This window comes from Plantactinospora sp. KLBMP9567, assembly GCF_033446045.1.
GTDB lineage: Bacteria > Actinomycetota > Actinomycetes > Mycobacteriales > Micromonosporaceae > Plantactinospora.
In genome coordinates this window covers 22,220-41,875 of the sequence record NZ_JAWQRR010000044.1, presented here as the reverse complement: position 1 = coordinate 41,875, position 19,656 = coordinate 22,220, and the positions used below count along the sequence as shown (strand labels likewise).

General features: G+C 73.0%; 24 protein-coding genes. 7 read left to right on the top strand and 17 right to left on the bottom strand.

All coding sequences use genetic code 11. From position 1 onward, the window contains the following. Positions 1-95: 95 nt before the first annotated feature. From R6Y94_RS45395 to mshA, 3 genes are all read right to left on the bottom strand, one after another. Positions 96-1,229 carry a hypothetical protein gene (locus R6Y94_RS45395; RefSeq protein WP_412102936.1) on the bottom strand — a complete coding sequence of 378 codons (1,134 nt, stop codon included), beginning with the start codon at positions 1,227-1,229 and terminating at the stop codon, positions 96-98. Positions 1,230-1,315: 86 nt separating this feature from the next. Beyond that, entirely contained in the window at positions 1,316-1,840 is a 525-nt protein-coding gene (locus tag R6Y94_RS33245) for a YbjN domain-containing protein (protein WP_318400105.1), read from the bottom strand. 39 nt (positions 1,841-1,879) lie between these two features. Next, positions 1,880-3,253 (bottom strand): D-inositol-3-phosphate glycosyltransferase, encoded by a 1,374-nt coding sequence (gene mshA, locus R6Y94_RS33240; protein ID WP_318400104.1) that lies wholly within the window; start codon positions 3,251-3,253, stop codon positions 1,880-1,882. Between the two features lie 185 nt (positions 3,254-3,438). On the opposite strand from mshA, the gene R6Y94_RS33235 reads away from it, so the two are divergent. Both R6Y94_RS33235 and R6Y94_RS33230 read left to right on the top strand, forming a co-directional pair. Beyond that, on the top strand, positions 3,439-4,218 hold the full coding sequence (locus R6Y94_RS33235) for an SDR family oxidoreductase (RefSeq protein ID WP_318400102.1): 780 nt from the start codon (positions 3,439-3,441) through the stop codon (positions 4,216-4,218). 107 nt (positions 4,219-4,325) lie between these two features. Beyond that, on the top strand, positions 4,326-5,165 hold the full coding sequence (locus R6Y94_RS33230; RefSeq protein WP_318400336.1) for a class I SAM-dependent methyltransferase: 840 nt from the start codon (positions 4,326-4,328) through the stop codon (positions 5,163-5,165). Between the two features lie 71 nt (positions 5,166-5,236). Here R6Y94_RS33230 and R6Y94_RS33225 read toward each other — a convergent pair whose 3' ends face one another. The 3 genes from R6Y94_RS33225 to R6Y94_RS33215 all read right to left on the bottom strand — a co-directional run bounded on the left by R6Y94_RS33225 (position 5,237) and on the right by R6Y94_RS33215 (position 7,405). Then, complete coding sequence (locus R6Y94_RS33225) at positions 5,237-5,851, bottom strand: HAAS signaling domain-containing protein (protein WP_318400100.1); 615 nt, start codon at positions 5,849-5,851, stop codon at positions 5,237-5,239. Then, entirely contained in the window at positions 5,848-6,198 is a 351-nt protein-coding gene (locus tag R6Y94_RS33220) for a PadR family transcriptional regulator (protein ID WP_318400099.1), read from the bottom strand. Before R6Y94_RS33220 ends, R6Y94_RS33225 begins: the two co-directional genes overlap by 4 nt. Before the next feature lie 118 nt (positions 6,199-6,316). After that, entirely contained in the window at positions 6,317-7,405 is a 1,089-nt protein-coding gene (locus R6Y94_RS33215) for a UDP-N-acetylmuramate dehydrogenase (protein WP_318400098.1), read from the bottom strand. A gap of 63 nt (positions 7,406-7,468) precedes the next feature. Here R6Y94_RS33215 and R6Y94_RS33210 point away from each other — a divergent pair, with 63 nt between their 5' ends. After that, positions 7,469-8,230, top strand: a complete 762-nt coding sequence (locus R6Y94_RS33210; RefSeq protein WP_318400097.1) for a maleylpyruvate isomerase family mycothiol-dependent enzyme — start codon at positions 7,469-7,471, stop codon at positions 8,228-8,230. A 118-nt stretch (positions 8,231-8,348) separates the two neighbouring features. Then, positions 8,349-9,365: a LacI family DNA-binding transcriptional regulator gene (locus tag R6Y94_RS33205; protein WP_318400095.1), complete on the top strand. Its 1,017-nt coding sequence runs from the start codon at positions 8,349-8,351 to the stop codon at positions 9,363-9,365. A 17-nt stretch (positions 9,366-9,382) separates the two neighbouring features. Here R6Y94_RS33205 and R6Y94_RS33200 read toward each other — a convergent pair whose 3' ends face one another. Further along, positions 9,383-9,901 (bottom strand): O-acetyl-ADP-ribose deacetylase, encoded by a 519-nt coding sequence (locus R6Y94_RS33200; RefSeq protein WP_318400093.1) that lies wholly within the window; start codon positions 9,899-9,901, stop codon positions 9,383-9,385. Beyond that, the gene (locus R6Y94_RS33195) at positions 9,901-10,737 is read right to left on the bottom strand and encodes an EI24 domain-containing protein (protein WP_412102935.1); all 837 of its coding nucleotides are present in this window, start codon (positions 10,735-10,737) and stop codon (positions 9,901-9,903) included. The genes R6Y94_RS33200 and R6Y94_RS33195 overlap by 1 nt, the downstream gene beginning before the upstream one ends. Before the next feature lie 95 nt (positions 10,738-10,832). On the opposite strand from R6Y94_RS33195, the gene R6Y94_RS33190 reads away from it, so the two are divergent. Further along, positions 10,833-11,855 (top strand): YafY family protein, encoded by a 1,023-nt coding sequence (locus R6Y94_RS33190; RefSeq protein WP_318400091.1) that lies wholly within the window; start codon positions 10,833-10,835, stop codon positions 11,853-11,855. On the opposite strand, the gene R6Y94_RS33185 is transcribed toward R6Y94_RS33190, so the two are convergent. Both R6Y94_RS33185 and R6Y94_RS33180 read right to left on the bottom strand, forming a co-directional pair. Continuing rightward, on the bottom strand, positions 11,846-12,760 hold the full coding sequence (locus R6Y94_RS33185; RefSeq protein WP_318400089.1) for an SDR family oxidoreductase: 915 nt from the start codon (positions 12,758-12,760) through the stop codon (positions 11,846-11,848). The two genes, R6Y94_RS33190 and R6Y94_RS33185, sit on opposite strands and share 10 nt — an antisense overlap. Before the next feature lie 81 nt (positions 12,761-12,841). Beyond that, a complete protein-coding gene (locus tag R6Y94_RS33180) occupies positions 12,842-13,579 on the bottom strand; it encodes a UTRA domain-containing protein (protein WP_318400087.1) in 738 nt (245 codons plus the stop codon). Between the two features lie 27 nt (positions 13,580-13,606). Between R6Y94_RS33180 and R6Y94_RS33175 the strand changes: the two genes are divergently transcribed. Next, complete coding sequence (locus R6Y94_RS33175) at positions 13,607-13,879, top strand: hypothetical protein (protein WP_318400085.1); 273 nt, start codon at positions 13,607-13,609, stop codon at positions 13,877-13,879. A gap of 384 nt (positions 13,880-14,263) precedes the next feature. Here the strand turns inward: R6Y94_RS33175 and R6Y94_RS33170 are convergent, their stop codons facing one another. Continuing rightward, positions 14,264-15,001, bottom strand: coding sequence for an alanyl-tRNA editing protein (locus R6Y94_RS33170; protein ID WP_318400083.1), 738 nt, complete (start codon positions 14,999-15,001; stop codon positions 14,264-14,266). Between R6Y94_RS33170 and R6Y94_RS33165 the strand changes: the two genes are divergently transcribed. Continuing rightward, positions 15,000-15,125 carry a hypothetical protein gene (locus tag R6Y94_RS33165; protein ID WP_318400081.1) on the top strand — a complete coding sequence of 42 codons (126 nt, stop codon included), beginning with the start codon at positions 15,000-15,002 and terminating at the stop codon, positions 15,123-15,125. The two genes, R6Y94_RS33170 and R6Y94_RS33165, sit on opposite strands and share 2 nt — an antisense overlap. Before the next feature lie 19 nt (positions 15,126-15,144). Here R6Y94_RS33165 and R6Y94_RS33160 read toward each other — a convergent pair whose 3' ends face one another. The 6 genes from R6Y94_RS33160 to R6Y94_RS33135 form a co-directional block, all read right to left on the bottom strand. Continuing rightward, positions 15,145-16,029: an alpha/beta hydrolase gene (locus R6Y94_RS33160; RefSeq protein ID WP_318400080.1), complete on the bottom strand. Its 885-nt coding sequence runs from the start codon at positions 16,027-16,029 to the stop codon at positions 15,145-15,147. Further along, positions 16,026-16,340, bottom strand: a complete 315-nt coding sequence (locus tag R6Y94_RS33155; RefSeq protein WP_107257588.1) for a DUF2516 family protein — start codon at positions 16,338-16,340, stop codon at positions 16,026-16,028. Before R6Y94_RS33155 ends, R6Y94_RS33160 begins: the two co-directional genes overlap by 4 nt. A gap of 90 nt (positions 16,341-16,430) precedes the next feature. After that, positions 16,431-17,096: a hypothetical protein gene (locus R6Y94_RS33150; protein ID WP_318400078.1), complete on the bottom strand. Its 666-nt coding sequence runs from the start codon at positions 17,094-17,096 to the stop codon at positions 16,431-16,433. Then, the gene (locus R6Y94_RS33145) at positions 17,093-17,707 is read right to left on the bottom strand and encodes a helix-turn-helix transcriptional regulator (protein ID WP_318400076.1); all 615 of its coding nucleotides are present in this window, start codon (positions 17,705-17,707) and stop codon (positions 17,093-17,095) included. Before R6Y94_RS33145 ends, R6Y94_RS33150 begins: the two co-directional genes overlap by 4 nt. A 92-nt stretch (positions 17,708-17,799) precedes the next feature. Further along, on the bottom strand, positions 17,800-18,762 hold the full coding sequence (locus tag R6Y94_RS33140; RefSeq protein WP_318400074.1) for an asparaginase: 963 nt from the start codon (positions 18,760-18,762) through the stop codon (positions 17,800-17,802). 46 nt (positions 18,763-18,808) lie between these two features. After that, on the bottom strand, positions 18,809-19,645 hold the full coding sequence (locus tag R6Y94_RS33135; RefSeq protein WP_318400072.1) for a 3-keto-5-aminohexanoate cleavage protein: 837 nt from the start codon (positions 19,643-19,645) through the stop codon (positions 18,809-18,811). Positions 19,646-19,656: the final 11 nt, after the last annotated feature.

Sequence of the window (19,656 nt, the reverse complement as noted above, 5' to 3'; positions counted from 1 at the left end):
TCTCGCCCATCACACCCAAGGGCGATCGATATCCGGCGCCTCGTGATGCAACGCCTCAGGTGGCCCGGGGTATTCCCGCTCCAGCTACCCGGAATTCAGCCGTCCTCGCGCATCGGTGATTCGGTACGGAAGAAGTTGCTCTGCCGACCGTCGGAAAGCTGCTCCTGGTAAATGAAATTCAGTTGGCGTAGGTCGAAGGTGTGGAACCACTCGTCCCAGCTAACCGGCTTCAGTCGTCCGCCTTCCCGCCAACCGGGGAAGTCAAACGTCAGTACGCCGAGCCGACCCTCGCGTTCGGTGCCCTCGATCGTCGCCGGTTGGGCGTTCCGGCCCTCGGCCCAGCGCCGGATCACGTCGTGGTCCCGGGTCACCAGGCTCCGCCCCGGGCGCTCCGGGGTGTCCTGCGGTGAGGAGATCGGCTGGGCGTACTTCAGCGACTTCGACTGACCACCGCCGTTCGAGGCGGCCTTTCGGGCCCCGCCCGCCTTCCGGGCCGGCGCGGCGGTCGACTTCCGCGCTCCGGTCGTCTTGCGGGCGGCGGTGCTCTTCCCGGCGGCCGTACCCTTCCGGGCCCCGGTCGCCTTACCCGGGCCGGTTGCCCGGGCCCCGGTCGCCTTCCGGGCCGGCGCGGTACCGGTCCGCTGGGCGGCGCTCGTCGTCCGGGCGGAGGTCACGGCCTTGCGGGCCGGTGCCTTCCGGGCGGCGGACACCGTCTTGCGGGCCGGTGCCTTCTTCGCGGGGGCCTTGCGGGCGGGCGCCTTCTTCGCGGTGGCCCGCTTGGCCGGGGCCTTCTTCGCAGTCGTCTTTCCGGCCGGGGCCTTCTTCGCGGTGGTCTTCCGGGCCGGGGCCTTCTTCCCGGTCACCCGGGCGGTGCTGGCCTTGCGGGCCGGTGCCTTCTTTGCCGCGACCGTACGGGACGGCGCCTTCTTCGCGGCGGCCCGCTTGGCCGGCGCCTTCTTCGCGCTCGTCCGCTTGCTCGGCGCCGTCGTGGCCTTCCGGCCCGTCCCGCCCCGGCTCTCGGCTTTCAACGTCCGTACCAGGCTCTTCACCAGGTCCATCTTGCGCAGCGCGGATATGCCTGAAATGCCGCGTTTTCTGAGCTGCCCCCGGATGTCGTCGACCTTCATCAGGCTGATCTTGCGCTCGTTGATGTCGCCCGTGCTGCTGCTGGATCGGCGCTTCGTCGCGGTCGCGGTTGCGCCGCGACCGGAACTGTTCCGCTGAGCCATGAGATCCTCACGCTCCCTCTGACAGTCTGTCTCGGCAGGCGGCGCGGCCATCGCCACATCCTGGTGCCGCCGCCCGGGCATACCCGTCAGGGGCGGTCCAAACCCGAGTTTTCCGTCGCCGAACGTTCGAAGAGGTGCGCGAACGCTCGCAGGTTCGCCAACGACTCGCCCCGGCTGACCCGCCACTCCCACTCCCGGCGGATCGCCGTACCGAACCCGATCTCCAGCATGGTGTCGAACGACTCGTCCGCGTACGTCAGCACGGAGCCGAAGAGCCGGTCCAGTTCCTCCTCGGTCACCCCGGCCAGGCCCACCCGGCCGGTCAGGTAGACATCACCGACCGCGTCGACGGAGAACGCCACCCCGTACATCCGGGCGTTGCGCTGCAACAGCCAGGTGAAGAGCTCCTCGCGCCGTTCGTCCGGTTGGCGCATCACGAACGCCTCGATCCGCAGCGAGTGCTCCCCGACGATCAGGTTGCAGACCGTCTTGAGCTTGTGCGTGCCCGGCAGGGTGACCGCGTACGAGTACTCGCCGGTCGGCTCGCAGGCCAGCTCCCGGTCGGCACAGACCGCCTCGATCAGCCGACCGATCTCCGCCCGAGACTCCATTTCCCGTCCACCTTCCCGTCCGGGGCCGTGGCACGCGCCTCAGCAGGTCGCCAGCGGAAGCGTCGCCGTGCCGTCCGCCAGCTCGGAGGCGAGCCGGTCACGGTACTCCGCCACCGCCTCACGGTAGACCGCGAGCAGCCCGCTGGCGGTACGGGCCCAGGAGAAGGCGCGGGCGTGCTCGACCGCACCCCGGGACAGCTCGGCCCGGCGCACCGGCGCGGCCAGCAGGCTGCCGAGCACCCGGGCCCAGTCGCGCGGATGGTGCCCGTCGACGAGTACGCCGCTGCTGCCGTCCCGCACGGCGGTGACCAGACCACCCACCGCGGCGGCGACCACCGGGGTGCCGCAGGCCTGTGCCTCCAGGGCGACCAGGCCGAACGACTCGTTGTGCGAGGGCACCGCCACCAGGTCGGCGGCCCGGTAGAGCGCCGGCAGGTCGTCGCCGGTCTGCGGCGACAGGAACCGCACCGCGTCGCCGACGCCGAGCTTGGCGGCGAGTTCGATCAGCGCGGTCGGCCGGTCCAGCCCGGTACCGCTCGGCCCGCCCGCGATCACCACGGTGACCGTCCCGGCGATCCCGGGCTGCCAGCTCGACAGCTCGGCGAGCGCGTGCAGCAGCACGTCCGGCGCCTTCAGCGGCTGGATCCGGCCGACGAAGGCGACGATGGTGCCCCGCTCGGGCAGCCCCAACCGGCGCCGCGCGGCGAGCCGGGCGGCGTCCTCGAGACCGGGCGGGGACGGCGTGAAGCGGTCCAGGTCGACGCCGGGGCGGACCACCTTGACCCGTTCCGGGTCCGCGTCGTACCGGGAGATCAGGTCCCGGGCCTCGACCGTGGTGTTCGCGACCAGCCGGTCGGCCTCGGCCACCACCTGCTCCTCGCCGATCACCCGCGCCTTCGGCTCGGGCCGGTCGCCCTCGGCGAGCCGGGCGTTCTTCACCTTGGCCAGGGTGTGCGCGGTGTGCACCAGCGGCACCCCCCAGCGCTCCTTGGCCAGCCAGCCCACCTGCCCGGAGAGCCAGTAGTGCGAGTGGATGAGGTCGTAGAAGCCGGGCGGGCGGGCCGCCTCGGCCCGCAGTACGCCGGCGGTGAACGCGCAGAGCTGGCCGGGCAACTCCTCCTTGGCCAGTCCCTCGAACGGGCCGGAGGTGACGTGCCGGACCGTCACTCCGGGGGCCATCTCGACCACCGGCGGCAGGTCGCTGGAGGTGGCCCGGGTGAAGATCTCGACCTCGACGCCGGCCTCGGCCAGCCGCCGGGAGACCTCGACGATGTAGACGTTCATCCCACCCGCGTCACCGGTGCCAGGTTGGTGCAGCGGCGAGGTGTGTACGGAGAGGGTCGCGATGCGTCGTGGCGTCGGCCACGGCTGGGTACCTCGTTGCCGGGCCACCCCGGTGTGCAGTTCCGCCACGTCCGCTCCTTCTGTCAACGTGTTGCGCCGTCCCGCACGACCGGGTCACCTCACAGAGCAACCACCGTGTTGCGTGCCATCTTCCCGATCGGGCGAGGGCCAATCGTCCGGGCACCCGAGGAGGTGACCGACCTCATTCGGGCCCAGGTCCATGGCATCGGGACGGCTTGGGCCAGAATGTCCCGATGACCCCTGTCGCGATCGTCACCGGGGCGTCCAGCGGAATCGGCGCCGCCACGGCCCGCCGGCTGGCCGCCGAGGGATTCTCCGTGCTCGCCGCCGCCCGCCGGGCCGACCGGCTGGACGCCCTGGTCGAGGAGATCCGCCGGGCCGGCGGTTCGGCCACCGCACAGCCCTGCGACGTCACCTCGGACGAGTCGGTGGCGGAGCTGGCCGCTGCCGCCGGAAAGCTGGGCGGGCCGGTCACCCTACTGGTCAACAACGCCGGTGGCGCGCGCGGCCTGGATCCGGTCGAGTTGGGCTCGGTCGCCGACTGGCAGTGGATGTACGACGTGAACGTGCTCGGCACGCTCCGGGTCACCCAGGCGCTGCTGCCCGCGCTGGAATCCTCCGGCGCCGGCACGGTGGTGGTGCTCAGCTCGACCGCCGGCCTGATCGTCTACGAGGGCGGCGGCGGCTACGCGGCGGCGAAGCACGCCCAGACCGCGCTGGCCGAGACGCTGCGGTTGGAGCTCTGTGGACGGCCGGTCCGGGTGATCGAGATCGACCCCGGCATGGTCCGGACCGAGGAGTTCGGGCTGGTCCGCTTCGACGGCGACGCCGGCCGGGCGGCGGCGGTCTACGCCGGGGTCGCCGAGCCGCTGGTCGCCGACGACGTGGCCGACTGCATCGCCTGGTGCGCCACCCGTCCGCACCACGTCAACGTGGACCGGCTGGTGGTCCGTCCGCTGGCCCAGGCGGCCCAGCACAAGGTGCACCGGGTCGGGACCGACACCGGGCAGTGAGCCGGGTGCCGCCGCGACCGGGCGCCGCCGGTGAGCCGGGAGCCGGTGTTCCCGGTCCATCCGCTCGGCGGGGGCCGGTGGGGTCACGGATCAGGCGGATCGACGGCGTGCCGCCGGCCGGTGCCGGTCGCGGCGGGGCAGTCCGCCCGGTCGGCGCGGTGACCCGGGGGACCACCACCCCCAACCGGCTGCGCCGGGTGGACAACTGGATCGCGGCGACCTGCGGCGACCTGCTCCGGGATGCCCACGATCCGCTGGTGGTGGACCTCGGTTACGGCGCCAGCCCGGTCACCGTGGTCGAGCTGCGGGCCCGGCTGGCCGCCGCCGTCCGGCCGGACGTCCGGGTGGTCGGGCTGGAGATCGATCCGGTACGGGTGGCCGCCGCCGCGCCCGCTGCCGACCCGCCGTGGCTGGTCTTCGGCCGGGGCGGCTTCGAGCTGGCCGGGCTGCGCCCGGTGCTGGTCCGGGCGTTCAACGTGCTGCGGCAGTACGCCGAGCCGGAGGTGGCACCGGCCTGGCGGACGATGACCGGGGCGCTGCAACCGGGCGGGGTACTGGTCGAGGGGACCTGCGACGAGCTGGGCCGGCTGGCCTGCTGGCTGCTCGTCGACGCCACCGGCCCCCGGTCGCTGACCCTGGCCGCCCGGCTCTCCACGCTGGACAGTCCGGCCACGCTGGCCGAGCGGCTGCCCAAGACGCTGATCCACCACAACGTGCCGGGCACCGGAGTCCACGCGCTGATCCGGGCGCTGGAGGAGGGCTGGCGGGACGCCGCCCCGTACGCCACGTTCGGGCCCCGGCAGCGCTGGCGGCGTACGGTCGAGGCGGTCCGGGCGGCCGGCTGGCCCGTACTGGACCGGCCGGCGCGGTGGCGGCTCGGCGAGGTCACCGTGGCGTGGCCGGCGGTGGCACCACCCGGGGACTCCCCGGTGAGAGAGCCTCGGTAACGCGGGCCGCCCCGGTGCGCCCCGCGCCTCCCGTGCAACTCGGCTACTGCGTGCCGAGCCCGGCCGCGCGGCTACCGGGTGCCGAGATTGGGCGGCACAGCGGCGCCGAGTCGGTACATCCGGATCGCCAGGTAGCAGGTGGCGGCGCCGAAGGGCACGAAGAGCGCCACCAGCAGCAGGGCCAGCGAGCCCAGGCCGGTGTCCTGGAAGCCGAGCAGGTCGAGCAGGACGAAGACGGCCGCGCAGCCGAGCAGCAGGGCGGTGCCGACGACCTTGTCCCGGACCCGCCAGAGCCGGGAGAGCCAGAGCAGCGCCGCGACGGCTACCGGGACGACGTGCCAGGGCCGGACCGACCCGAACGGCAGCAGCACGGCCGGGACCAGCACCAGGAACGGGCCGGCCACGGCGCAGACCAGCACCAGCGTCTCCACCGGGCCGCGGCGCCGGGGCCGCACCCCGAACCGCTCCCGGGCGTCCGCACCGAGGGTCGCCGGATCACCGAGCCGGTCGAGCATCGCGCGTACCTCAACCAGGGCCTGGCCGTCCGGCTCCGACCGGCGTACGGCGATGTGCTCGCCGATCTGGTCGAGCACCTCCTGCCGGCGGTCGGCCGGCAGCGGGGCCAGTTCGGCGCGCAACTGACGCAGGTATCGCCGGACGAGCGCGTCGGGGGTGGTCGGCTTCATTTGGTCTCCTCGGGGATGACGAGGGAATCCACCGCGTCGCGGAACCGGATCCACTCACCGACGAACTGGTCGAGCCGGTCCCGCCCGGCGGCGGTGAGCCGGTAGTAGCGGCGGGGCGGCCCACTCGACGACTCGTGCCAGGCGGTCTCCACCAGACCGTCCCGGCGCAGCCGCGACAACAGGGGGTAGATGGTGCCCTCGCTGGTCACCATGCCGTCGACCGCGCCCAACTCGCGGACGAGGTCGAGGGCGTAGCGCTCGCCGGGCCGGAGCAGCGCGAGTACGCAGTACTCCAGCGTTCCGCGGCGGAGCTGGCCGGGCAGCGCTTCGGGCTTGGCCGCCGCCATCTACTGGCGGCGGGCGTCGATGACAACCATGCGGAACATGGTACCTTGCGGCGCAAGGAACCGCGACGGCGTTCCGTTGGATTCGAGCACCAGCGAAGGCGGAAGGTCCGGTACGGCCTCAGAGGGCGCAGTTGACCAGTACCGGCTCCGGATGCAGGGTGGCCCCGAACCGGTCGTGCACCCCGTCGCGGATCTCCCGGGCCAGCGCCAGCAGCGCCCCGGTCGAGCCGCCGTCCCGGTTGGTCAGCGCCAGGGTGTGCTTGGAGGAGATGGCCACCCCGCCCGGCCCCTGGTAGCCCTTCGGATAACCGGCCTTGTCGATCAGCCAGGCGGCGCTGACCTTCACCGTGCCGTCCGTGCCCGGCCAGGACGGCGGATCGCCGAGCCCGGCGGCCCGCTCCCGCAGCGCCTGGTACGCCCCGGCGTCCAGCACCGGGTTGGTGAAGAACGACCCGACCGAGCGGGTGTCCGGGTCGACCGGGTCCAGCACCATGCCCTTGCCGGCGCGCAGCGCGCGTACGGCCGCCCGGGCGTCGCCCAGGGGCACCCGGTCGCCGACCTGCACCCCGAGCGCCCGGGCCAGCTCGGCGTAGCGCACCGGAGCCGAGAGCGTCGAGCGGAGCAGCCGGAAGTCGACGGTGAGCACCGTCCACCGGTCGTTGTACTTGAAGACGCTGGACCGGTACCCGAAGGCGCACTCGGCCGCGCTCATCCGGGTCACCTCGCCGGTCAGCCGGTCGTACGTCTCGACCCCGGTGACCGTCTCCGCGACCTCCTGCCCGTACGCCCCGACGTTCTGGATCGGGGTGGCGCCGGCCGAACCGGGGATGCCGGAGAGGCACTCCACCCCCGACCAGCCGGCCTCGACGGTGGCCGCGACCAGGTCGTCCCACGGCTCGCCGGCCGCCACCCTGATGGTCACCGCCGCCTCGTCCTCGGCGACCACCTCGAAGCCCCGCGACCGGACCAGCAGCACCGTGCCGGGGAAGCCCTCGTCGGCGACCACCACGTTGCTGCCGCCGGCCAGCACCAGGATCGACTCCTCCCGCAACTCGGCCTCGCGGAGTTTCCCGGGGATTTCATCCGTTCGGGTGGCGGTGACGAGTCGCCGCGGCGCGCCGCCGAGCCGCAGGGTCGTATAACCGGCCAATGGTGTGGGATCGGCGGAGTCGGCGGCAGTTATCGGGCGGGCGTTAACGTCTGGCACACCATTCACCCTAGGCTGAGAGACAGCCCGGCCGGTGGCGGCCCGGTGCACGGGAGGAACGTCATGACCAGACTGCACGGCACCAAGGACTTCTGGATCGGGGCACTCCGCGCCGAGGGGCCGACCTTCGGCGCCACCGTCGCCGAAGCGCCGCTCGACATCCGGGTGCCGTCCTGTCCCGAGTGGACCATGACCGATCTGGTACACCACCTCGGGTCCGTCTACGCCCGCGCCCGGGGCATCCTGAACCGGGGCACCACCGAGCGCGCCGCCCCGCTCACGGTCCCGGACGGCCTGCCGACCGGGCCGGCGGCCGTGGAGTGGTGGCGACAGGAGTTCGACCAGCTCATGGCCGTGCTGGACCGGGTCGACCCGGAGGCGCCGGCCTGGAACTACGCGCCCCAGCCGAAGAAGGCCGGGTTCTGGCACCGCCGGATGGCGCAGGAGACCGCGGTGCACCGCTGGGACGCCCAGATGGCGGTCGCCGCCGGGGAGCCAATCGAGGCCAAGCTCGCGGCGGACGGGGTCGGTGAGGTGCTCGACACCCACCTACCGGCCGGCCGGCGCGCCTCCGACCAGCCGTTCCACGGCGTGGTCCACCTGGTCGCGACCGACGCCGGCCAGGAGTGGTACCTGCGGCTGCGCGGTGCGGGCGTGGCCCTGCTGGACACCGACACGATCCTGGACAGCGACGACCACCACGCCCGGGCACAGATTTCGGGTACGGCCAGCGACCTGCTGCTGGCTCTCTGGGGCCGGCTCGGCTTCGACGCCCTGGACGTGGCGGGCGACGCCGGGCTGCTGCAGGGGCTGCGCATCGGCTGACCGGAACCGGTCCCGGGCCACGCGTGCCGTGGCCGAGGACCCGGCGCCCGCCGACGGGGTTGTTGACCTTCAGGCGCGCGTGGAACCATTTTCCCGGCGGCTGAGCTGAGGAGCGGAGATGGCGGTGACCCGCGCGCGGCCCACGCTGGAGGCGGTGGCTCAACGGGCCGGGGTGTCCCGGGCCACCGTGTCCCGGGTGGTGAACGGCTCGACCACGGTCGCCGAGCCGATCCAACAGGCGGTCCGGCGGGCGGTGCGCGAGTTGGGCTACGTGCCCAACCTCGCGGCGCGCAGCCTGGTCACCCAGCAGACCGACTCGGTGGCGTTGATCCTGCCGGAGGCGTCCACCCGGGTCTTCTCCGACGACCAGGTGTTCCCCGGCATCATCCTCGGGGTCAGCCGGGAGCTGGAGGCGGCCGGCAAGCAGCTCGTGCTGACCCTGGCCGAGTCGGCGGCCAGCCACGAGCGGGTCGAGCGCTACGCGATGGGCGGGCACGTGGACGGCGTACTCTTCGCCTCCCTGCACGGCGCCGACCCGCTGCCCGGCGCGCTCGCCCAGGCGGGGCTGCCGGTGGTGTGCAGCGGACGCCCGCTCGGCCAGCCCCCCGTCCCGGTGCCGTACGTCGACGTGGACCACGTCGCCGGGGTACGCGGTGCGGTCCGGCACCTGCTCAGGTCCGGCCGGCAGCGGATCGCCACCATCGCCGGCCCGCAGGACATGGTGGCCGGGATCGACCGGCTGGCCGGGTACCGGGCCGAACTCCGGGACGCCGGACACCGGCCGGTGGAGGCGTTCGGGGACTTCACCCGGGAGTCCGGTGCGGTCGCGATGCGGCAGCTCCTGGCCGAGGAACCAAGCCTGGACGCGGTCTTCGTCGCCTCCGACCTGATGGCACACGGCGCGCTCCGTACGCTGCGCGAGGCGGGTCGCCGGGTGCCGGAGGACGTGGCGGTGATCGGCTTCGACGACATCGAGCTGGCTGGCTACACCGACCCGCCGCTGAGCACCGTACGGCAGCCGATCCAGGATCTCGGCCGGACCATGACCCGCCAGTTGCTCCGGCTCGCCGCCGGTGAACGGGTCGAGCCGACCGTCCTGCTCCCCACCGAACTCGTACTGCGCGCCTCCGCCTGACCCCGCACCGGCTACGGTCAGTCGAACTCGTGGCGTACCCGCTGGGCAATCTCCGCGGTGCCGGCGTCGAAGAGCACCAGGCGGGCGGTGGTGACGCTGGCCGGCCGGGCGACGGTCAGTACGGTCAACGCCTGCCGGACCGCGTCCTCGACCGGCCACCGGTAGACCCCGGACGAGATCAGCGGGAAGGCCACCGAGGCCGCGCCCAGGCCGTCGGCGACGCCCAGGCTGTTGGCGTAGCAGTCCCTCAGCAGTGCCGACCGGTCCTCGGCGGCGGACCAGACCGGCCCGACGGTGTGCACCACCCAGCGGGCCGGCAGGTTACCGGCGGTGGTCGACACCGCCTGCCCGGTGGGCAGGCCGCGCCCGTACCGGGCGGCCCGCAGGGCCCGGCACTCGGCGAGGATCGCCGGGCCGCCCCGGCGGTGGATCGCGCCGTCCACTCCGCCGCCGCCGAGCAGCGACGAGTTGGCGGCGTTGACGATCACCTCCACCCGCTGGGCGGTGATGTCGCCCTGGACCAGGTCGATCCGCATCAGGCCGCCCCGGAGGCGGTCACGCGGGGCCGGTCAGGGTTGTCGATCGACTGGCCGAGCGTGCGGCGGGCCAGCAGGGTCGCCCCGGCGACCGCGGCCGGGGTGAGCAGCACCGCGCCGAGCGGGATCAGGAAGCAGAGGAAGACCGCCACGCCGAAGCCCAGGGTCAGTGGCCGGTTCGCCCGCAGCGCCCGCTGCCGGTCCGGCAGCCGGAGCCCGCGCCGCTGGAACGGCACCCCGACCATGCCCAGGGTGAGGAACCAGCCGCCGACCATCGCGGCGACCACGGGTACGACGAACTGCCCGACGAGCGGCACGAACCCGGCGACGAAGAGCGGTACCCCGAACAGCACCGACCGGACGAGCAGCCGCGCCGCGTCGGCGATGCTGCGTCGCAGCGAGCGCCACCAGGACAGCTCGACCTCGTCCGGCACCCCGCCGTAGCGCTCCTCCACCCGTTCGGAGATCTTCTCGTAGAACGGGTCGCCGATCACCAGCGTGACGGCGGTGAAGATCAGCACTCCGAGCAGGCCACCCAGGCCGAGCAGGGCGAGCCCGGCGATCAGCCGGAGGAGCTGGCGCGGCCCGTCCGACCAGTCGTCGGCGAACGGGGTGATCCACGAGGCGAGGTCGTCGGAGAAGTAGATCAGCGTGCCGAGGCCGGCCAGGTAGAGCGCCCCGGAGATCACCGCCGGCACGATGCCGAGCAGCACCAGCATCGGGCTGCGACCGTAGACCGCGAGCCCCCGGAACAGCAGCCCGACGCCGGAACCGAACGCGGAGAGGAACGGGCCGACCCGGCGGGGACGCGACTCGGCGGGGGTGGGGGTCTGCACGACCGGAAAGCCTATCGGCCGCTGCCACCGCCGGCACGGCGGCGAGGCGCCGCCGCCCGGCGAAGATGCGGGTCCCGCCGGGCAGGATGGGACGCATGCGCGCCGCCCGGCTGATCTCCCTGGTCCTGCTCCTGCAGAACCGCGAGTCGATGACCGGTGCCGAACTGGCCCGGGAGCTGGAGGTCTCGGAACGGACGATCTACCGGGACGTACTGGCGCTGAGCGCCGCCGGCATCCCGGTCTACGCCGACCGGGGCCGGGCCGGCGGTTACCGGCTGCTCGGGGGCTACCGGACCCGGCTGACCGGGCTGAGCCGGACCGAGGCCGACGCGCTCTTCCTCTCCGGGCTGCCCGGCCCGGCCGGCGAGATGGGTCTCGCCGACGTGGTGGCGGCCGCCCAGTTGAAGGTACTGGCCGCGCTGCCGAGAGGACTGCGAGACGCGTCCACCCGGGTGGAGCGGCGGTTCCACCTCGACGTACCGGGGTGGTTCCGGGCGGCGGATCCGCCGGTCTGGCTCAGTGAGCTGGCCGAGGCGGTGTGGCAGGACCGGACGGTCGAGTTCCGCTACCGGCGTGGCGACCGGGAGGTGACCCGGTCCGTCGAGCCGTACGGGCTGGTGTGCAAGGGCGGTGGATGGTATCTGGTGGCCCGGGTCGGCGCGGGACACCGCACCTACCGGGTGGACCGGATGACCGGGGTGACCGTCGGCGCGGAGACGTTCGACCGGGACGAGGAGTTCGAGCTGGCCGGCTACTGGGCCAGCCAGGCGGAGCGGTTCGTCCGGGAGATGCTGGGCGACGAGATCACGGTCCGGCTCAGCCCCGCCGGGCGGTACGCCCTGCGGTTCGTCACCGAGCCGCCCGCCGTACGGGAGGCGGAGGCGAACGCCGGGGAACCCGACGCGCAGGGCTGGGTGGTCACCCGGCTGCCCGTCGAGTCCCCCGACGTCGCGTACGGCCAACTGCTCAGCCTCGGCCCGGAGGTCGAGGTGCTGGAGCCGCCGGAGCTACGGGCCCGGCTCAGCTCGGCGGCACGGCGGCTGGCCCAGCTCTACGCCGACCGCCGGAAACCGGCCCGATCCGAGGACCCGACCCCGGGGGAGGACGGTCAGCGGTAGCCGGTGGCGTCGGCGGGCTTGCCGGTGGCCTCCACCTCGATGATGTAGCGCCAGGCGTCCGGCTGGCTGCCATCGAGGTCAGTGAAGCCGTACACCTTGGCGAGCTGGCCGCTGGAGAGGGACTGCCCGGACCAGCGGGCCTTGCCGGGGTCGGCGGCGAGCGCGGCTACCGCCCGGCCGACGTACGCCGGGCTCTCCGAGATGACGAAGTGCGGCTGCTTCTCGATGGCGTCCCGCCAGTTCTCCTCGGTGACGCCGAACTCGTCGAGCATGAACTCGGAACGCAGCCAGCCCGGGGTGAGCGCGACCGCCGTGGCACCGTGTTCCTTCAGCTCGTGCGCCCAGAGGTAGCCGAGCCGGTTCACCGCGGTCTTCGCCAGGTCGTAGAAGGCCGACAGCCGGTAGTTCGCGTCGTTGTACTCCTTGGTGCCGTCGCCGACCTCCACCACCAGGCCGCCGGGGTTGCGGATCAGCAGCGGCAGCACGAAGTGGCTGGTGATGATGTGCGTGTCGACGGCGAGCCGGAGCGTACGGAAGCCGTCGTCCAGGTCCTGCTCCCAGATCGGCTTGTGCCAGCCGATCAGCGGGTCCGCTCCCCAGACGTCGTTGACGAGTACGTCCAGCTTGCCCTGTTCCCGGTCGATCCGCTCCACCAGCGCGCGTACCTGGTCGGGGACGAGATGGTCGACCTGTACCGCGATCCCGACCCCGCCGGCCTCGGTGACCAGTTCGGCGGTCTCCTCGATGGTCTCCGGCCGGTCCAGCTCGGAGCGTTTCTCCCGGGTGCTCCGCCCGGTGGCGTAGACGGTGGCGCCGGCCGCGCCGAGCTGCACCGCGATCTGCCGGCCGGCACCCCGGGTCGCCCCGGCGACGAGCGCGACCTTTCCAGTCAGTTCTGCTGTCATGACGCCGACTCTGGCAACGAATTCTGACAACCCGCGTCAGGATTTCCTCCGGGAATCCGGCCACGGGTTCTGGGCAAACGATCAGGTCAGGTCGATCCAGTAATCCAGTTCAACCCGGTCGGCCGGGATCACGATGTCGGTGGCGACCTCAACGACCTGCTCACCCGCGTACGTCTGTCGAGTAATTGTCACCACCGGCACGCCGCCGGGGATCCGCAACGCCTCGGTCTCTTCGCGGACCGGCATTCGGGAACGCACCCGCTCCCGTACTCCGGTGATCGTGATGCCGAGGCTGTGAAGCTGGGCGGTGTTCCCGCCCGGCCACGGCTCCCGGTCAGGGTCGGCGACCGGCGTGTCGACCACCATGTCGAGTAGGAGGCAGGACGTCGACATCTGCTGCGGTACGCCCTGGGAGCGGAACACGAACCGGCGTTCCAGCAGCATCGTGCCCGGGGCGACGTCGAACAGTTCGGCGGTCGCCCGGTCTGCCGGCACCTCGCGGAACTCCCTGTCGAGCCGGTAGTCGGACCAGCCGATCTGCTGGTCGGCGGTGAACGACGTGCCCAGTTCGCCGGACCGGACTTGCTCCAGTTCCCGGCGGTACCGGTCGGAGCCGAGTCGGCGAACCGGCAGTACCGGCCGGGCGTACGTTCGGGTCGGTGCCGTGATCGACGCGATGGCCGACCAGTGACCCCCGACCCGGAGCAGGTACGCCGGGTGCTCCGGCGGGCGTACGCCTTGAAGCGGACACTGCCGCCCGGGTCGCTGGCTCGGCTGCTGGTCGACGCCCTCGACCGGCAGTACGGGCCGCTGGCACACCCCGAGCAAGAGCAGGAGGAACCCGCCGTGACATCCATGTTCGATAGCTGGTCGACGACGCTGGAGGATCTGACCGCCCGCCGGTTCCTCCACATGCACAAGGACGGCCGCCGCTGTCGGCAGTGTGACGACGACGGGAAGTGCCGGTACCTGACGTGGGCCGTCGGCTACCTCACCCGGATCGGCGATCCGGTACCCGGTCAGGCTGCGGACATCCTGGCCCGCGCATCCCATCCCGGCGAGGTGACACCGGCCGAGCTGCGGGAGGTCGCGCAGACGCTCCGTCGGCGGATCCAGTGAGCGACACGACGACGGTGTGTATGCCGTGCCGGCTCGGCGTTCCTCCGGCGCCGCCGAGCGAGACGCCACACGGCTGTCCCGGGTCGGTGATTGTCGGTGACGGTCCCGGCGTGGTGACGAAGCTGTGCGTGTGCCCAATCTGCTGGCCGGACCGGCAGCCACCACCAGAGCCACCCCCGATCATCGGTGGCACGAGCGAGGGGTGAGGGTCGGCGTCCCGGCCTTGCGTGCCGCTGTTGCAGCGGTGGTGCGCTGAAGTCCCCGGTCGGCCTGGTGATCCGGCCGGGGACAGGGCGAGCATGGCCGCTGACGGGAGCGGCCACCGCGCCCGCTCCGTCGACGTGCTGGTCAGCGAGACGGCGTCAGCACCGCGCCGGCTCGGGGTCAGTTGACCAGCCGGACCCGTACCCGCCGGTTGGCCCGGCCCTTGCTCTCCACCTTGACCACCTGGACCTTGCCGATCTGGGCGGTCGAGGCGACGTGGGTGCCGCCGTCGGCCTGCACGTCCAGCCCGACGATGTCGACGATCCGGATCTCCTGCTCGTCGGCGGGAATCAGGTTGGACTGGGTACGGATGATGTCCGGCAGGGTCAGCGCCTCGTCCCGGGGCAGCACCTTGACCGCCACCGCCCGGTCGGCAGTGACCTCGGTGTTGACCAGGTCCTCCAGCCGGGCCTTGAAGTCGGTCGGCACCTCCGGCAGGTTGAAGTCCATCCGGGCCTCGCCCGGCTCCATGTTGCCGCCGGTCACCAGGGCGCCGAAGTCGCGGAACACCACGCCGCAGAGCACGTGCAGCCCGGAGTGGGTACGCATCAGCAGGCTGCGCCGCACGTCCTCCACCGCGCCGGTCACCGCCGTGCCGACCGGCGGCAGCGGGTCACCCTCGGCGGGGATCAGATAGAGGTCGTCGCCCTTGCGGGTGCCGACGATCCGGGTCTGCACACCCTGCCAGAGCAGCACCCCGTGGTCCGGCGGCTGACCGCCGCCGCCCGGGTAGAAGGCCGACCGGTCCAGCACGATCCCCTGCTCGGGATCGGCGGAGAGCACCGTGCACTCCCACTCCCGCAGGGTCGGGTCGGCGAGGTCGAGCCGGTGCGTCCGGCCGTGCTGGGAAACGCCCATGGCTCGCCACGTTACTCCGGCCGGCGGGGTTCCGGTGGTACCGGTGGCCGCTCGGCCGGGCGCACAACCGGGGCAGCTCGACAGCCTGGTCGACAGGTACCTGCTGCGCCGCCGGTCCGGGTGATCCGCCCGCCGAACCCGGGTCAGTTGAGGAAGCCGGAGATCCGTTCACGCAGGTCGGCGCGGTGCGTCCAGAGCAGGCCCGGCTTGTCGTAGACGTGCAGCGTCGCCCCGGGCAGCGCCTCGGCGAGCTGCTCGGCGACCGCGACCGGATGCAGGTCGTCGCCGGCACAGCCGATCACCAGGGTACGGGCGGTTACCGCGGCCAGTGCCGAGCGCTGCCGGACGGCGACCTGACCGGCCAGACTCGCCAGCCCGGAGGCGAGACCGTCCCGGGTCAACTGGTCCACCCGCTGCCGCAGGTAGGCCCAGCCGGCCGGGGTGTTGCGGATCGCCGGTGGCACCTCGTAGGCGACCGCCTCGGCCACCTCGGCGGCGTCGCCGCTGCGTACTGCGGTGAGCAGTTCGGTGAGCCGCCGCCGGGCCACCTCCGGACGCGGTTCGTCGAGTACGGCCGGCAGCACGAAGACCGCGCGCTCGAAGCGGGCCGGGCTCTCCCAGAGGAGCCGGCAGAGCGCGCCCGCGCCGAGGCTGATCCCAAGCGCCCGGCTGGCGCCGCCGAGATCGGCGACCGCCCGCAGGTCACGGGCCAGGTCGGCGTAGCTCCAGTCGCCCTCCGGAGCCTCCGAGCGGCCGTGCCCTCGGAACTGGAAAAAGATCTTGCGTCCGTTGACCGCGCTGCCCAGCGGTCGGGTGGTGGAGATGCCGGTGCCGAGTCCGTGTGCGAAGACCGTGACCGGATCACCGTCGCCGGTGACCAGCCGCTCCAGCCGTGCGCCGTGCGGGGTGGCGACCAGCTCGGTCTCCGGATCGGGCAGCGCCGGCCGACCGCTGCGCGGCGCGGTCGGCCCCGGGCCGTACGTCCGTGGCCCGCCGTCGGGCGGCGGTGGCCAGCGGAAATCCCTCACCAGAAGCCTTTGCCGTCGGTCAGGTCACGCAACCCGACCCGGACGTCCAAAAGATAGATCAACGCTGCCGCGATGCCGATCAGCGCGAAGAGGCTGAGCGGCCGGTAGAGCAGCAGGGTGAGCACCAGGCAGACGGCCAGGATGGCCACCCAGGCTCCCTTGGGGAGGGTGCCGATCGCCGGGAAGGCGTCCGAGCGCTGGGTGATGCAGTGCACGAGCGCGACGCCCTGGATCACGAGGGCGAAGACGATCAGCACCAGGTTGATGATGAAGACGACGTCGTCGAAGAAGAGCGGCGCGGCTGTGCCCATGGCGGAAAGCTTATGCCGGCGACCCCGGGTACGTGCCACTTGGCGCACCCACCCGAGGTCACCGGCCGTTGCTCGGCGGTCGCCGGCCGCCTACTTGTCGGCCGCCGGGCGAGTCCGCTTGGCCGCCGGGCGGGTCGACTTCGCGGCCGGGCGGCGCTTCACCGCCGGGGCCTTCGCCGGGGCGGCCTCGGTCGCCGCGGCCGCCGCGGCCGGCTCCTTGACCTGCTCGACGACCTCGGCCGGGGTGGTGCTCAGCGCCGGCTGTCCGGCGGCGGCCACCGCCGGAGTCTCGGTGACGGCCATGTCCGCGTTGACCGTGTCGGCGGCCTGCACCACGCCGGAACCGACCACCCGCTCGCCCCGGGCAACGAGGTCGCCGTAGACGGCGACGGCCCGCTCCTGCGCGGCCTGGGCACCGGCCACCACCACCGCCGCGTTGCGGATGGTCGCCTCCCGCAGCCGGTCCAGATCCAGCTCGCCGCTGGCGGCCCGGTTGCGCAGGTTCGCCGCGCCGGAGTTGGCGTTGCGCAGGGTCAGTACGGCCTTCTCCCGCAGCTCGGCGGTGGTCGCGATCGCCTTCTCCCGCAGCTCGGCGGTGGTCGTCACGGCCTTGGACCGCAGCTCGGTGCGGGTCGCCTCGTCACCGAGCCCGCTGACCACGGCGGGCAGCCGGCGCAACTGCTGGTATGCGAGATCGCCGGCACCGGCCACCGCGTAGAGCGGGGCGGGGATCCGGGCGGTTCGGGGCTGGGTCATGACTTTTCCTCCTCGTCAGAGGCCGAGACGACCGTCGGAGTCGACGGCGCGGCCTTCTTGACCGCCTTCCGGGCGGTCCTCTTCGTGGCTGCGGCCGGCGGCGTGGGCTCCGTGCCGGGCCGGGATTCGGTCGGTGGTGCGGCGGGTGGTGCGGCGGCGCCCGCCTCGGTCACCGCCACCGATTCGAGGACGGCCTCCGCCGGATCCTCGTCGGCGGCGACGACCGGGACGCCGGTGGCGGCCGGCTCGGCCGGTACGTCCGCGTGCCGGAGGTTCTCCCGGCGGAAGGTCTCGTAGATCTGGCTCAGCGACTGCTTCTGCGGCATCGTCAGGTCCGGGTCGGCCGCGATGGCGGCGAGCACGCCCTGCCCCTCGCGGTCGTCGAGCAGCCCGGCCCGGAGGTACATCGCCGGTGTGGAGACCCGCAGGGCGCTGGCCAACTGCTGGAGCACCTCGGCGCTCGGCTTGCGCAGCCCGCGCTCGATCTGACTCAGGTAGGGGTTGCTCACCCCGGCCTGTTCGGCCAGTTGCCGCAACGAGATCTTCGCGTTGCGGCGCAGGTCGCGGATGAACCCGCCGATGTCCCGCGGAAGGTCCTTCGGATTGGCCATGTCTCGACGGTAGCGAGCGGCGCTTGCTCCTGCAAGCAAAATGCTTGCGAAAGTTAGCAATAGTTAGCGGCGTCTCATCGGCCGGCGCCGGGTCACCAGCGGGTGCGTACCGAGCCGACGACCTCGCCGCCGCCGTACAGCGGCAACTCGGCCAGCTCGTCGAGGATCGGGGCGTCCAGCGACAGCCGGCGCAACGCCGAGACCAGCACCGGCATCCGGCCGCGCGACGCACCGTCGTCGATCTTGGCCGCCACCGCGCCGACCCCGGGCACCGCCACCGCGACCACGCCCTCCGCGCCGCTCTTGGCGAGCAGCCCGGGGATCCCGGTCATCAGCCGGGTGTCGTACGCCTCGGCGCCGGTGCCGGCGACCATCTCCGGGTACGCCCGCATCGCGTCCGCGACGGTCCGGGCCACCGAGCCCGGCTCGGCCGAGACCAGCCGCAGGTACGCCCGGGCGAGGCCGGTCAGCGAGACGGCGAGCAGCGGTGCACCGCAGCCGTCGATCCCCACCGCCGCCGCCGGCTCGCCGGTGAACTCCTCGATCGCGGCGGTGATCCGCTGCTGGAGCGGGTGCTCGGGACGCCAGTACTCCGCCGTCGGGAAGCCGGCGGCCCGGCAGGCGAGCAGCATCCCGACGTGCTTGCCGGAGCAGTTCATCCGGAGCCGGGACGGCCCACCCCCGGCCCGCAGCAGGGCGACCCGGGCCGACTCCGACAGCGGCAGGTCCGGCGGGCAGCGCAGCGCCGACTCGTCCAGCCCGGCGCGCCGCAGCAGCGCACCGACCCGCTCGACGTGCAGCTCCTCGCCGTGGTGGCTGGCGCAGGCGACCGCCAGGTCGGCACCGGTCAGCGGCAGCCCGGCCCGGAGCATCCCGATCGCCTGGAGCGGTTTGTTGGACGACCTCGGGAAGACCGGTCCGCGTACGTCACCCGCCTCGGCCCGCACCGAACCGGCCGTGTCCAGTACCACCACGGAACCCCGGTGCACGGACTCCACGAAGCCCGACCGGACCGCCTCCACCAGCGGTACGCCGCCGTCGTAGATCTCGCCCATGGTCGCGGACGGTACCCACCGGGCCGGCCCGGTGCCCCGGCACCCCTCAGCGCTGTGCCGCGAGTCCCAACAGCTCCCGGGCCTGGGCCGGACTCAGCGGCGGGCGCTGGGCGAGCTGGGCCAGCCCGACCGCCCGGGCGACCAGTTGCATGTTGGACTCCACCGGACGCCCCTTGGCGTACGTGATGGTGTCCTCCATGCCGACCCGCAGGTGCCCGCCGGCCGAGACCGAGGCGAGCATCACCGGGATGGTGCTCCGGCCGATGCCGGTCGCCGAGAACGTCGTCCCGTCCGGCAGGTCCCGCAGCGCCTGGGCACAGGCGACCAGCGCCTCGGTGCTGCCCGGCATCCCGCCGGGCACCCCCATCACGAAGTCGACGTGCACGTGCCCGCCGGCCGGCAGGCCGTACCGGTCGAGCAGCCGGCGCAGCGCGGCCAGGTGGCCGAGGTCGAAGATCTCGTACTCCGGCACGACGCCCCGGTCCTGCATCCGGGTGTGCAGGTCGACGACGAACTGCCAGCGGTTGAGGAAGACGTCGTCACCGAAGTTGACCGTACCCATGGTGCAGGAGGCCATCTCCGGAGCGGCGTCGAGCACGGCCAGCCGGTCCGCCTCCGGATCGGTCACCGCGCCACCGGTGGAGAGCTGCACGATCAGGTCGGTGCTCTCCTGCAGCGCGGCCACGGTCTCCCGCAGCCGGCCCAGGTCGAGGGTGGGCCGGGCCTGGCCGTCCCGGATGTGCACGTGGATCACCGCCGCGCCGAGCGCCTCGCACTCCTTCGCGGTGACCACCAGCTCGTCGAGGGTGACCGGCAGCGCCGGGACCTCCGCCTTCGCCGACTCGGCCCCGGTCGGCGCGACCGTGATCAAGGTGCCCGTCATGCCGGGATCCT

Coding starts and splice junctions, on each gene's coding strand:
- R6Y94_RS45395 (WP_412102936.1), bottom strand. CDS start 1,229: ATGGCTCAGCGGAACAGTTCCGGTCGCGGCGCAACCGCGACCGCGACG.
- R6Y94_RS33245 (WP_318400105.1), bottom strand. CDS start 1,840: ATGGAGTCTCGGGCGGAGATCGGTCGGCTGATCGAGGCGGTCTGTGCC.
- R6Y94_RS33235 (WP_318400102.1), top strand. CDS start 3,439: ATGACCCCTGTCGCGATCGTCACCGGGGCGTCCAGCGGAATCGGCGCC.
- R6Y94_RS33225 (WP_318400100.1), bottom strand. CDS start 5,851: ATGAAGCCGACCACCCCCGACGCGCTCGTCCGGCGATACCTGCGTCAG.
- R6Y94_RS33220 (WP_318400099.1), bottom strand. CDS start 6,198: ATGGCGGCGGCCAAGCCCGAAGCGCTGCCCGGCCAGCTCCGCCGCGGA.
- R6Y94_RS33210 (WP_318400097.1), top strand. CDS start 7,469: ATGACCAGACTGCACGGCACCAAGGACTTCTGGATCGGGGCACTCCGC.
- R6Y94_RS33205 (WP_318400095.1), top strand. CDS start 8,349: ATGGCGGTGACCCGCGCGCGGCCCACGCTGGAGGCGGTGGCTCAACGG.
- R6Y94_RS33200 (WP_318400093.1), bottom strand. CDS start 9,901: ATGCGGATCGACCTGGTCCAGGGCGACATCACCGCCCAGCGGGTGGAG.
- R6Y94_RS33190 (WP_318400091.1), top strand. CDS start 10,833: ATGCGCGCCGCCCGGCTGATCTCCCTGGTCCTGCTCCTGCAGAACCGC.
- R6Y94_RS33185 (WP_318400089.1), bottom strand. CDS start 12,760: ATGACAGCAGAACTGACTGGAAAGGTCGCGCTCGTCGCCGGGGCGACC.
- R6Y94_RS33165 (WP_318400081.1), top strand. CDS start 15,000: ATGGCTCGCCACGTTACTCCGGCCGGCGGGGTTCCGGTGGTACCGGTG.
- R6Y94_RS33170 (WP_318400083.1), bottom strand. CDS start 15,001: ATGGGCGTTTCCCAGCACGGCCGGACGCACCGGCTCGACCTCGCCGAC.
- R6Y94_RS33155 (WP_107257588.1), bottom strand. CDS start 16,340: ATGGGCACAGCCGCGCCGCTCTTCTTCGACGACGTCGTCTTCATCATC.
- R6Y94_RS33150 (WP_318400078.1), bottom strand. CDS start 17,096: ATGACCCAGCCCCGAACCGCCCGGATCCCCGCCCCGCTCTACGCGGTG.
- R6Y94_RS33145 (WP_318400076.1), bottom strand. CDS start 17,707: ATGGCCAATCCGAAGGACCTTCCGCGGGACATCGGCGGGTTCATCCGC.
- R6Y94_RS33140 (WP_318400074.1), bottom strand. CDS start 18,762: ATGGGCGAGATCTACGACGGCGGCGTACCGCTGGTGGAGGCGGTCCGG.
- R6Y94_RS33135 (WP_318400072.1), bottom strand. CDS start 19,645: ATGACGGGCACCTTGATCACGGTCGCGCCGACCGGGGCCGAGTCGGCG.